The sequence below is a fragment of the Denitrovibrio acetiphilus DSM 12809 genome, from assembly GCF_000025725.1.
Classification (GTDB): Bacteria; Chrysiogenota; Deferribacteres; order Deferribacterales; family Geovibrionaceae; genus Denitrovibrio; species Denitrovibrio acetiphilus.
Genome location: NC_013943.1, coordinates 1,385,973 through 1,398,269, shown reverse-complemented (window position 1 = coordinate 1,398,269; position 12,297 = coordinate 1,385,973). Strand labels below are relative to the sequence as shown.

Genomic DNA, 12,297 nt, shown 5'->3' with positions numbered 1-12,297 from the left:
TCACCTTGTTTAGTTTTCTAGTTTTTTATGATCAGACTCCGGTGTGCCCGAACCCTCCGGCACCCCTCACAGTATCAGAAAGATCATCAACAGTCACAAACTCAGCCTGAACAACAGGCGCAATAACCATCTGTGCTATGCGATCCCCCTTCTCATAATGAAAAATATTCTTACTGTGATTTATAAGTATAACACCAATTTCGCCTCTATAGTCAGCATCTATTGTTCCCGGACTGTTTAAAACAGTAACACCCTGCTTCAGAGCCAGTCCGCTTCGCGGGCGAACCTGCGCCTCGAAGCCTTCGGCGAGCTCTATTGATATTCCAGTTTTTACAAGTGCTGTTTCTCCGGGAAGGATCTCACCGCTGCCTGACGCCATAAGGTCAACGCCGGCTGCCAGGGATGATTTATATTCTGGTATCAGTGTTTTATCTTCTGCTTTAATCTTTACGGTAGTAGTCTGCACAGGCTGAACTCCTTATTAAATAAATCTTCTGCTATTAAGTTTACACTCTTAATACTTAAAGAGTCAACCAGTCCTAATATTAAATTTCCGTCAAGTAATTTTCCATAATGAAAAATATGTCGAAAATTCATCTGAGCTCTGCTGTCCAGAGACTCAAAATTAGAATAATAAGAAAATTTGAGCTGATTTTTCACCATAACAAGCTCCTCTTCTGATATCCCTTTTGTAAGAAGTTTGTCTATCTCTCTGCCGGTAAGCTTCATGACATTATCGTTGTTTTCCGGAGCGCATGAGTATGATATGTCCAGATAGCCTCCGTTGCTGTAAAGGACAGATTCACACTCTATGTTGTAACAAAGACCGTGTTTCTCCCGAACAACCTGAAACAGACGGGAACTCATAAGACCGCCAAGTATCATCCCCAGACCGCCAAGGGCAAACCTGCGGTCGTCGCTGTATTGAAATGCAGGGTACATCATCTGTGCATAAACCTGCTCTGACTTAAACTGTGTATCATGACTGAATGTATTGTAAACTATACTGTTTTCAACTTTCAACGCCTCACCGCCTGACTGCGGGAAATTATCTGAAATCAGCTTTATCGTATCGTCCGGATCAACATCTCCGCAAACAGCTATTACGCAGTTCTCCGGCGTATAATTTTCGTTATAATATTTTTGCAGTGTTTCAATGGTTATGCTGTTCACACTCTCCACAGTTCCCGAAACCGGATTCTGAAGCGAACAGCCGGCAAAGAATTTCTCTTCTGAAATTTCTCCCAGAAACTCTTCAGGATTGTCGAGTGTTGAATTTATCTCATCTATTATAATGCGCTTTTCCTGATCAAAATCATCCTGCGTGAACTCAGGGTAGAAGCTTATATTTGCCAGCAGTTTTATAAAAAGCTCGAGATTTTCTCTGAATCCTTTTATATAAAAACATGTTACCTCTTTCGATGTGAAAGCGTTCAGGTATCCCCCATACATCTCTGACAGTTTGCTGATATCTTCGGATGTATAGTCTCTTGTTTTGCGGAACACCATGTGCTCTATAAGATGTGAAATACCGTTCAGCGCATCCGGTTCCTGAACAGAGCCTCTTTTGAAATAAACCGACATTGTAAAAAGTCCTGATGCATCAGAAACTCTCTCATAGATTACAGGAATATTATTTGCTTTGATTACTTTGCGCATGTACAACCTTTATAAAAATTAAGAATGCATACTACACGCGAATCAAAGTGCGGTCAACGTTATTGAAAACTTACTGCCTGTTTGTTTTCTTGTGATTACACCCCTTATCAGAAGAAGGCGTTTTTTAAGATAAGATGGAATAACACTGCCAACCTATTCTAACTGAAACTCTCTCTGAGATTGAGAGTGCAGAAGCATTCTGGAAACAAAAAAAGGGCACAGATATTAAAACCTGCGCCCTCTTAGAACTATATCGAAAGGAAAGACTATTCGCCGTCTTTCTCTTCTTCTTTTTTAGGTCTTTCGAGAAGAACCTTTCTGGAAAGTTTAAACCTTCCGTTAGGGTCTTTGCCCACAACCTTAACCTGAACTTTATCACCGACATTAAGGTAGTCAGCGATAGAGTTTATGCGCTCATGGCTATACTGAGAAACGTGCAGCAGTGCTTCCTGTCCGGGGATGAGTTCAACGAATGCACCGTATTCCATCATCTTTTTAACAGTAGCATCATAGACAGCTCCGTCTTCAACTTCAGCAACGATCTCATTTACTCTGCGGACAGCTATCTCGATGGAAGCTTTGTCAGCAGCGAAGATGTTTATTGTGCCTGTATCATCTATGTCGATAGCTGCACCTGATTCTTCTATGATAGATTTAATCATTTTTCCGCCAGGTCCGATAACCATTCCGATCTTCTCTGGGTTGATCTTCATAGTAACGTATCTAGGAGCTGTAGGAGCGAGTTCCTCGTTAGGAACAGGCATATGATCTGTCATCTTGCCAAGGATATACATACGGGCCTCTTTAGCCTGACCAAGAGCAGTCTCAAGGAGTTCCTGAGAAAGACCTTCGATTTTGATATCCATCTGAAGTGCAGTAATACCGTCTTTAGTACCAGTAACTTTAAAGTCCATATCGCCGAGGTGGTCTTCTGTACCGAGGATGTCGGAAAGAACAGCAAATCTGTCTGCACCTTCGTAGATAAGCCCCATAGCAACGCCTGCAACAGGGGATTTGATAGGCACACCAGCATCCATAAGAGCAAGACAGCCGCCGCAAACAGTAGCCATAGAGGATGAACCGTTAGACTCAAGAACCTCTGAAACTATTCTGATTGTATACGGGAAGTCATCAGCATCAGGCAAAACCTGTGCCAGAGATCTTTCAGCAAGAGCACCGTGACCAATTTCACGACGACCGGGACCTCTGAGGAAACCAACCTCACCCACACAGAATGGAGGGAAGTTGTAGTGAAGCATGAAACGCTTTTTACCGTCACCGTAAATAGTGTCAAGTATCTGAGTATCGGTCTTTGTACCAAGTGTAGCAACAACCAGAGCCTGAGTTTCCCCTCTTGTAAAGAGACCGGAACCGTGAGCCATGGGGAGCAGCCTTGTTTCAATATCGATATCACGGATGTCAGTGTATGAACGTCCGTCAATTCTTGTTTTAGTGTCTATAGTAAAGTCTCTGAAAGCTTTCTTTTCAACTTCGTGATAGATATTTTTATAAAGCTCAGCGTCGAAATCATCTTCGCCAAGTTTCTCTTTCATAGCTTCGAGGTATTCCTCGCCTATTTTGTCAAGTGCTTCGTACTTTTCAAGTTTAGCTGGAATAACAAGAGCTTCTTTCAGTTTATCGGAAAGTTCAGCCATGGCTTCATCAACGAGTTCATCGGCTACACAGAAACTTGTGTATTCGAATTTTTCTTTTCCGAGCGCAGCAACCATCTCATTTTGTTTTGCAACAAGTTTTTTGATGTTGTCGTGACCGAATTGGAGTGCTTCAATAACTTCAGCTTCGCTTACTACGCTCATTCCTGCCTCAACCATAACGATCGCATCGTCTGTACCAGCAAGAATAATGTTCATGTCAAGCTCTTCCAGTCTGTCCGCAGGCGGGTTAATGATGAGCTTGCCATCGAGACGACCAACTCTTACACCGGCAATAGGACCGTTGAATGGGATGTCAGATATCATGAGGGCAGCAGAAGCACCGTTCATAGCAAGCATATCGGGTGAGTTTACACCGTCATATGATACAACGTGAGCGATGACCTGAGTCTCATTTCTGAAACCGTCAGGGAACATAGGACGCAGAGGTCTGTCTATCAGTCTTGATGTAAGAGTCTCGTTGTCAGTAGGCTTAGCTTCACGCTTGAAAAATCCTCCGGGGATTTTACCAGCAGCATAAAACTTCTCTATATAGTTAACAGTAAGGGGGAAAAATCCCTGATTTTCAGATGCTGTTTTTTTACCAGCAGCCGTAACGAGGACAACTGTTCCACCCTGTTTCATCCAAATGCTTCCGTTAGCCTGCTTAGCTTTCCATCCTGTCTCGAAGATCATCTCAGCAGAATCTTCGCTAAGGGTTATAGGGAATTCGTGAATATTTTTTTCCATGTTTAAAATTACTTCCTTATACCGAGGGTGTCGATCAGTCTTTTATATCTCATGTAGTCTTTCTTCTTAACGTAGTCGAGAAGCTTTCTACGCTGGCTAACGAGAAGGAGAAGTCCACGTCTTGAGTGGTGATCCTTCGGGTTAGTTTTGAAGTGGTCTGTAAGGTAGCTGATTCTTTCTGAAAGAAGTGCAACCTGTACTTCAGGAGATCCTGTGTCGGACTCGTGTGTTTTGTGAGTAGCGATAATCTCCTCTTTGCGTTCCTTTGTCATTACCATTTTGTGTTACCTCCTAGGTATTCTTAAAAATATATTTCTTTAAGCTGTCAGACAATTTGTGTGAATTTATAATCCAGACTTTGCCTTACACAGCCCATAATCGCCAATTTAACAGTTACAAAATGCTCATTTGAGCAGTTTTATTATCCTTAGCGGTGATGTATCACCGACAGCATACTCTGCAAATGCAAGCAGTTCCCCTTCAGGTGTCGCCATGAAATACATATCACTTTCACCATCAGGAAGTTTAACGTAATTGTGTCTCTTTATTGAAACACCATTCTGTACAAGCCTGACAGCATCTCTGTGAACAACCGCTGTCCCCCACCCTGTGGCGTCCACCACAGAAGTAAAAGCCCCCGCAAGCTCACCTTTATCTTTCAGCTCTTCCAGCTCGCCAAGCTTATATGCGGTTTTATGATCAAAATTACCGCTGACAGTTCTTATGAGTCCGCTCATAACGCCATATGTTCCCAGTATCAGCCCCGCTTCGTGGATAACACTGCGGACATAAGTCCCTTTATAGCAGGACATCCGAAACATCCCTTCAGGGTATTCATACCCCATAAGTGTTATGTCGTTTATCTTCATAACACGCTTTCCGGCATCTTCTATTTCACCCTTTCTAGCCAGTTCATAGGCTCGCTTTCCGTTAATTTTAACAGCGGAAAAAGCAGGGATAGTAAGCTCCGGCTCACCTACGAAAGATTTGAGCACTTTCTCAACCTCTTCATAGTCCGGTTTTATATCTTCACATTTTTCAAGCACATTGCCGGTTGAGTCATAGCTGTCTGTACTGCAGCCAAGTTTGAACTGTGCTACGTATTCTTTATCGGCAGCCATCATATAGTCAACGAGCTTTGTTGCGTATCCCACACAGACAGGTAAAACACCTTCTGCCATGGGGTCAAGTGTGCCGAGATGACCGCACTTCTTCACGCCTGTAATGCGCCTGACAGCTTTCACAACATCAAAGGATGTCATGTCTTTTTCTTTGTAAATATTTAATACGCCATTCATTACTACTCTGAGGTGATGTCTTTTAAAAGACCATCAATCTTCTGGCCGTAATCTCCTGAATCGTCATAGATAAAACGGAGGGTAGGCACTTTTTTAAGCCTGAGTCCTTTCAGAATGCAGTGTCTGATAAACCCTGCGGATCTGTTTAGCCCACGCTCAATGCCTTCTTTAGCACTTTTGTTATAAGTGCTGAAATAGACTTTTGCTATTGAGAGATCTTTTGTTACATCAATTTTTGTAAGAACAACATCCTTGATCTTGGGGTCGTTAACCTCTTTGATAATAACGTCCATTATTTCAGAGCGTAAAAGCTCCCCGACTCTTCTGTCTCTCAATTTACAAAATCTCCTGATCTATGTCCAGAAGCGCAGCAACGTCCTAGAAGACGAAACCGCCACAACGGTCAATTATATTAAAGCCATATGGAGTTTATATGAAGGATCTGAAACTATCAATTACTTTCTGCTTCAGACCCTTCAAACTTCATCGACTAATGATTATTTCAATCCCGCTGGGATTATTCTCCGGCTTCTGCTTCAGCAGCTTCGGCCTTTTCTTTCTTTTCTGCATCTTTACGGACATCTTCAAGCGTACGTTTTTCTTCTACCATAACGTAGAATTCAAATGAATCACCGTCTTTAAGGTCGTTGTATTTGTCTATACCGATACCGCACTCATATCCGGTTGCAACTTCTTTAACGTCATCTGTAAATCTCTTCAGAGACGAAAGGACGCCATCATATATTACAATAGAGTTTCTTACAACCCTAACGTGTGCATTTCGCTGTACTTTACCATCTGTAACGTAAGAACCGGCAATCTTGCCAATCTTCGGCACAGAGAATATCTGACGTATTTCCGCACGCCCGATAACTTCCTCACGACTGGATGGGTCAAGCATACCTTCCATCGCCTGTTTAACATCGTCTATCGCCTGATAGATTACAGAGTAAAGGTTCAGTTCGATACCTTCCTGTTCTGCTTTCACCCTCGCCTGAACACCTGGACGAACATTAAAACCTATAACAACAGCATTAGAGGCAGATGCAAGAATAACGTCATTTTCGGATATACCACCCACACCGTTTGAGATTATATTGATCTTAACCTCAGGGTTGGAGAGTTTTATCAGAGAAGACTTCAGAGCTTCGAGCGATCCCTGAACATCGGCCTTAAGCACAATGTTAAGCTCTTTCAGTTCACCCTCTTTGATCTTATTGAAAAGATCTGCAAGGCTCACTGCTGATTTTTCTGCAAAATTCTTCTTACGGGCTTCATCGCTGCGGAGGTCTGCGACCTGTCTTGCTGTTTTCTCATCAGGTGTAACAACGAATCTGTCTCCAGACTGCGGCACACCGGAAAATCCCATTATTTCAACAGGTACAGAAAGACCGGCTTCTTTTATGGATGCCCCTTTGTAGTTAAACATCGCTCTGACTTTACCAAATTCAGTACCAACAACAAAGTTATCACCTTTATTCAGTGTACCTCTGTTTATAAGCACTGTAGCAACAGCACCCTTCTGCTTGTCCAGCTTGGATTCTATGACGATACCTTCTGCAAGTGCTGTAGGATTACCCTTAAGCTCCAGCAGCTCCGCTTCAAGCAAAACTCTTTCCAGAAGGTCTTCTATATGAAGATTTGCCTTCGCTGATATCTCCTGGAACTGATAATCACCGCCCCAGTCCTCAGAGATAACCCCGTGTTCGGCAAGCTGGTTTCTAACCATGTCAGGGTTGGCATTTTCTTTATCTATTTTGTTAATAGCAACAATAAGTTTAACACCGGCAGCTTTAGCATGGTCGATAGCCTCTTTTGTCTGAGGCATAACGCCATCGTCCGCAGCAACCACCAGTATTACAACGTCAGTAACACTGGCACCTCTGGCACGAAGTGTTGTGAACGCCTCGTGACCTGGTGTATCGAGAAATGTTATTGTCCCTTTTTCCATTTTAACTTCATAAGCACCGATGTGCTGTGTGATACCACCGGCTTCACCTTCTGCCACCGCTGTTTGTCTTATGCGGTCGAGGAGTGATGTCTTACCGTGGTCAACGTGTCCCATAACGGTAACTATCGGCGGTCTCGAAGTAAGCTCTTCTTCTTTGTCATCATGAACAGGAATAAGGTCATCTTCTGTGAGGAATTTGACTTTAACTTCAATCCCGTATTCTCCGCCAAGTAAAACAGCTGTATCAGCATCAATAGCCTGATTCACACTCGCCATAACACCCATGAGCATGAGCTTTTTGATCAGCTCAGTCGCTTTGACACCCATAAGTTTTGCAAGCTCGGAAACGACGATATTTTCACCAACAACGACGCTGGAAGGTCTGATAATAATTGGTTCCGGTTTCTCTTCTCTTCTTTTCCCCTTCTGCTTTCTGCCGCCACGTCTTCTGTTGTCATATTGAGGTTTCTTTTCGACAACTTTCTTAACTTCAGTCTCTACAGGTATCTCTTTATATTCTGCTGCCACATCAGTTTGAGTATCAGACTGTAGTATCTCACGTTCAAGTTCGAACAATTCAATACCTTCATCCATACCCTTGTGGATATTTTTTTCTTTCTTTTGTACCGGAGCTTTAACTTTTTTAGCCTCAACCGGTGCTGCTTTAGGTTTATCTTTAAGAACTTTCTTCTTCTCAGGAGCCAGTGCTCCGCCTTCATCTAAACCTGGTTTTGGTCTCGACGGTCTGTCACCCTGAGGTCTATACGGAGGTCTGTCGCCTTGTGTGTGGTTATCTCTGTTGTACGGAGGTCTGTCACCTTGTGTGCGGTTATCTCTGTTATACGGAGGTCTGTCGCCTTGTGTGCGGTTATCTCTGTTATACGGAGGTCTGTCACCTTGTGTGCGGTTATCTCTGTTGTACGGAGGTCTGTCACCTTGTTGACGGTTATCTCTGTTATACGGAGGTCTGTCGCCTTGTGTGCGGTTATCTCTGTTATACGGAGGTCTGTCACCTTGTGTGCGGTTGTCTCTATTGTACGGAGGTCTGTCACCTTGAGGACGGTTGTCTCTATTGTACGGAGGTCTGTCGCCTTGTGTGCGGTTATCTCTGTTATACGGAGGTCTGTCACCTTGTTGACGGTTGTCTCTGTTATACGGAGGTCTGTCGCCTTGAGGACGGTTGTCTCTATTATAAGCAGGTCTGTCACCCTGAGGACGGTTATCTCTGTCACCCTGCGGACGTCTTTCTCCTGCCGGTTGTTGAGGTTTTGGTCTCACTTCCTGCTTTTGTTCTGTTTGCGTTTGAGGAGTAACAGTTTCTTTTGTTTCAGTCTTAGCAGAAGACTCAGCCGTTTCAGATTGCTGAGCTGCCGTTTTTACAGTCTCCTGTTTCACAGTTTCAGTTTTTTCAGGGGCAGAAGATTTTTCCACAGCTGGCGACGGAGTATCATTCATCTGCTCGTCCTTCATAGTTTCTCTGTGTTCATCTACTTTACGGATGGTATTTTCCAGTTTTTTCTTCCTGTCCATAAGTTCCTGCTTAGAAATCTTTTTAGGCGCAGAAGGCTCATCACCGGAGCCAACTTTAACTTCTCTTGACCGGGGGTGTCTTTTATGTCTCTCCATAGCCTTTTTAAGCATTTCCTGTCTTCTGTCAAGCCTAAGATGCTGAGGGTCTATTCCGAGAGCTTTAACAGCTTCATCGCCAACGGTATTATCGTCCGCAATTTTGAATCCGCCATTAGTTATTTTTTGTTTAGTTTCTTCTTCGTTGCTTCCGAGCTTCTTAGCTACGTCAGCGATTTTGATTCCAGCCATATATTTCACCCCGTTTTACGGTTCCGTCTGGTAACTTTATGCAGTGACCTTTGCAGCTTTTTCTTTTCGATGCCGGTTTCTCTGCATTTTTCATCCATACAGACATAAGCTCCGCGCCCATGTCGGATCTGCCTTTCATCCATACATATCCCCTGCTCCAGTACAAAACGCAAAAGCTTGCTTTTAGGCTTTTTAGTACCACAGGCAACGCATGTCCTTAAAGGAGTTTTAGCCCCTGTATTAGTCATTTTCTGTGTCTGTATCTGTCTCCGGTTCTTCAGTTTCTTCTTTCTCTTCAGTATCCGCTGCTTCTTCTGCTTCTTCGATCTCATCTTCGAGTTCATCGAATTTATTAGCGAGGTAGTCAAGCGCCATGTTTATAAGCGACACAGCTTTCTCTTCTTCACACTCAAGCTCTTGTGCAACTTCTTTGAAGTCAGCGTTAGAAAGTTTCTCTATATCGTCATACCCAGCCTCAATGAGACTGTGCATAGTATCTGCATCCAACCCCTCGAGATTGTCGAGGTTATACATTTCATAAAATTCTTTAAGATCCTGTTCCTGATCCTGCATACGTTCTTTTCTTATTTCTGCGTATTCAGATTCTTTAAGAACATCAAGCCTCCACTCTGTGAGCTTCGCGGCAAGGCGTACATTCTGCCCTTTTTTACCTATAGCGAGGGAAAGCTGATCATCCGGAACAACAATCTCGATTGTTTCTTCATCTTCGAATATGTTGGTAAGAACGACCTCAGCAGGAGAAATAGCGTTGCATACAAACTTGATTGAATCAGGTGACCACTCAATGACATCAATCTTCTCTCCGCGGAGTTCGTTGCTGATAGCATTAATACGAACACCTTTGAGACCGATACATGCACCAACAGGATCAATGCTGCTGTTTGTGGTATAAACAGCGACTTTAGCACGATCGCCCGGCTCTCTGGAAACCGCTTTAACATCTATGATACCTTCAAAAACTTCAGGTATTTCTGTTTCAAAGAGTTTTTTCATAAACTCAGGATGTGTTCTGGAAAGGATGAGTTGCGGCCAGCCTTTGATAATTCTGATATCAAGCAGAAGGGCTCTAACGTAGTCGCCTCTGTTAAAGAAGTCGCCGCCGATCATCTCACGCTTAGGAAGAACAGCTTCTGTTTTTCCAATATTTATAATAAGGTTATCTCTGTCCGTCTTAAGAACAACACCGTTGACTATTTCGCCGATTCTGTCCTGAAACTGATCCAGAACAACTTGTTTTTCTGCGTCACGAAGTTTTTCAAACAGTTTCTGTTTAGCAACAAGAGCCGCCTGTCTGCCAAGCTCCTCAAGAGTTGCCGGAACCATAATAACGTCACCGAGCTGAGGGTTTTCTTTAAATTCGTCAGCGTTATCAATATGAATTTCTGTCCATTTATCATCAACGCTTTCGCAAACTTCTTTCGGCAAAAGTATTTCAATTGTGCCTTTATCAATATCAACAAAAACATCAGGCTCAAGGAGTTTGCCGATTTTTCTGGCAACAGCAGCAAAAATGGATTCCTCCAGTGCTTCCTGAAGGAGCTCTCTGGCTATCCCTTTCTCTCTGCCTATCTCATCGACAACTTTTGTCAGTTCCTTGCTCATTTCTCCTCCTGAAAAACAGGCTAAACGCCTATACGGAAATATATTATAGTATTAATTCTAAGCATAAAAAAAGTGGGCCCAATGCCCACTTCGGTAATATAAATATCATAGTTATGTTTGTAATGCAAGGTTTAATTTCAGTATACTTGCTGATATCAGAACTCCACCACTAAATTAGCCTTGGATATGTTATCCAACGAGATTTCAAAGGCAGCACTCTCTTTTTCCACGTAAAGGGTGACTTTACTGTCATCTACAGAATCTATCTTTCCTGTGTAGCTCTTTCTGCCGGATTCATCTTTGTTAACAGTAATAATTTTACATTTTTTTCCTGTCTGTCTGACAAAGTCCTGCTGGCTCCGAAGCGGTCTCTCAAGCCCGGGGGTTGATACTTCAAGGTGGTACTTATCAAGAGGAACAATGTTATCTTCACCATCCAGGAAAGCAGAAATGGCTCTGCTCGCCTCTGTACAATCTTCTATACCGGGTCCCGTCTCTTTATCTATAGTTATGCGTAAAACTTTTCCACCGCGCTCACTCCGCAGAGTCATATCAAAAAGCTCAAGACCTTTTTCGGACAGAACTCTGATTATATCCTGTTTAATTTTCTGTATTATAAATCTATTGTTGTCTTTCATATCAGATGAATATATACCCTTTTTCATAAGATGTAACCCTTTCAAGGAATTTTTCGGCTACCCCTTTATCGGTGCATCCGTGCCCACCCAGATGTATTCCGGGCTTTATCCTTTCACCGTGAAAATCGCTTCCGGCGGTTACAAGCAGTTTATTATCACGAGCATATTGCTTATAATACTCAACATTTTCCGCTGAATGATATGACGAATATGCCTCAATGCCGTCTATTCCGTCTATTACCAGTTCGGATATATGCCTATCGGTATAAAGTGAAGGGTGTGCTATGATCAGCACTGCTTTATCTTTCATCTTTTCAACCGTATCGTAAAAATCCAGAAGCGGAACATGGACATATCCTTTTCCACCCTTGGTAAAGTAATCGAAATAAAAGTTTGTATATGGCGAGTTTGACTTTTCACCTTCTAGATAGTCGAAGAGAGCCTCTCTGTTTTCCGGATATCTGGCAAGCACTTTCAGCATAGTAACACCGGAAGGCATTTTACCTCCGGCAGCCTGCATGACTTCGCCGTAATCTACACGAAAACCAGAATCCTGAAGCTTTTCAATACGTAGTTCTGTCTGGAGAATCCTATTACGATGATAAACTTCAAGAATCCCCGCGAGGGTATTACAGCTTGCGTTATATCCATAAGCACAGACATGAACCTCTCTGTCCCCATGATAAAGCGAGAGCTCCACACCGTTTATATATAGGGTTTGACTGCCGTATTTCCCCTCATTCCATTTCATAACATCTGCGGATGCCACAGAGTTATGATCCGTAATGGAAAACATATTTATGCCTCTGGATCTTGTTACAGTTAATATCTCATCCGGTGAAAGAACACCATCAGAACTATGATCAGAGTGCATATGCAGATCAAACATATCTATATTAAAATTCAAA

At 42.9% G+C, this 12,297-nt stretch carries 11 protein-coding genes; all 11 read right to left on the bottom strand.

Features of this window, described 5'->3' with window-relative positions:
* Nucleotides 1-31: 31 nt before the first annotated feature.
* Nucleotides 32-466 (bottom strand): dUTP diphosphatase, encoded by a 435-nt coding sequence (gene dut, locus DACET_RS06785; protein WP_013010646.1) that lies wholly within the window; start codon nt 464-466, stop codon nt 32-34.
* Nucleotides 448-1,659, bottom strand: a complete 1,212-nt coding sequence (locus DACET_RS06780; RefSeq protein ID WP_013010645.1) for a M16 family metallopeptidase — start codon at nt 1,657-1,659, stop codon at nt 448-450. The genes dut and DACET_RS06780 overlap by 19 nt, the downstream gene beginning before the upstream one ends.
* A gap of 266 nt (nt 1,660-1,925) precedes the next feature.
* Nucleotides 1,926-4,061, bottom strand: coding sequence for a polyribonucleotide nucleotidyltransferase (pnp, locus tag DACET_RS06775; RefSeq protein ID WP_013010644.1), 2,136 nt, complete (start codon nt 4,059-4,061; stop codon nt 1,926-1,928).
* Nucleotides 4,062-4,069: 8 nt separating this feature from the next.
* Nucleotides 4,070-4,339 (bottom strand): 30S ribosomal protein S15, encoded by a 270-nt coding sequence (gene rpsO, locus DACET_RS06770; RefSeq protein ID WP_013010643.1) that lies wholly within the window; start codon nt 4,337-4,339, stop codon nt 4,070-4,072.
* A gap of 126 nt (nt 4,340-4,465) precedes the next feature.
* Nucleotides 4,466-5,359: a tRNA pseudouridine(55) synthase TruB gene (gene truB, locus DACET_RS06765; protein WP_013010642.1), complete on the bottom strand. Its 894-nt coding sequence runs from the start codon at nt 5,357-5,359 to the stop codon at nt 4,466-4,468.
* Between the two features lie 2 nt (nt 5,360-5,361).
* The gene (rbfA, locus tag DACET_RS06760) at nt 5,362-5,694 is read right to left on the bottom strand and encodes a 30S ribosome-binding factor RbfA (RefSeq protein ID WP_013010641.1); all 333 of its coding nucleotides are present in this window, start codon (nt 5,692-5,694) and stop codon (nt 5,362-5,364) included.
* A gap of 182 nt (nt 5,695-5,876) precedes the next feature.
* Nucleotides 5,877-9,128, bottom strand: coding sequence for a translation initiation factor IF-2 (gene infB / locus DACET_RS06755; protein WP_013010640.1), 3,252 nt, complete (start codon nt 9,126-9,128; stop codon nt 5,877-5,879).
* Nucleotides 9,129-9,133: 5 nt separating this feature from the next.
* The gene (locus tag DACET_RS06750; protein WP_013010639.1) at nt 9,134-9,376 is read right to left on the bottom strand and encodes a YlxR family protein; all 243 of its coding nucleotides are present in this window, start codon (nt 9,374-9,376) and stop codon (nt 9,134-9,136) included.
* Nucleotides 9,369-10,751 (bottom strand): transcription termination factor NusA, encoded by a 1,383-nt coding sequence (gene nusA, locus DACET_RS06745; protein WP_013010638.1) that lies wholly within the window; start codon nt 10,749-10,751, stop codon nt 9,369-9,371. Before nusA ends, DACET_RS06750 begins: the two co-directional genes overlap by 8 nt.
* 155 nt (nt 10,752-10,906) lie before the next feature.
* Complete coding sequence (locus DACET_RS06740) at nt 10,907-11,416, bottom strand: ribosome maturation factor RimP (protein WP_013010637.1); 510 nt, start codon at nt 11,414-11,416, stop codon at nt 10,907-10,909.
* A complete protein-coding gene (locus DACET_RS06735; protein WP_013010636.1) occupies nt 11,391-12,296 on the bottom strand; it encodes a PHP domain-containing protein in 906 nt (301 codons plus the stop codon). The genes DACET_RS06740 and DACET_RS06735 overlap by 26 nt, the downstream gene beginning before the upstream one ends.
* Between the last annotated feature and the right edge of the window lies 1 nt (nt 12,297).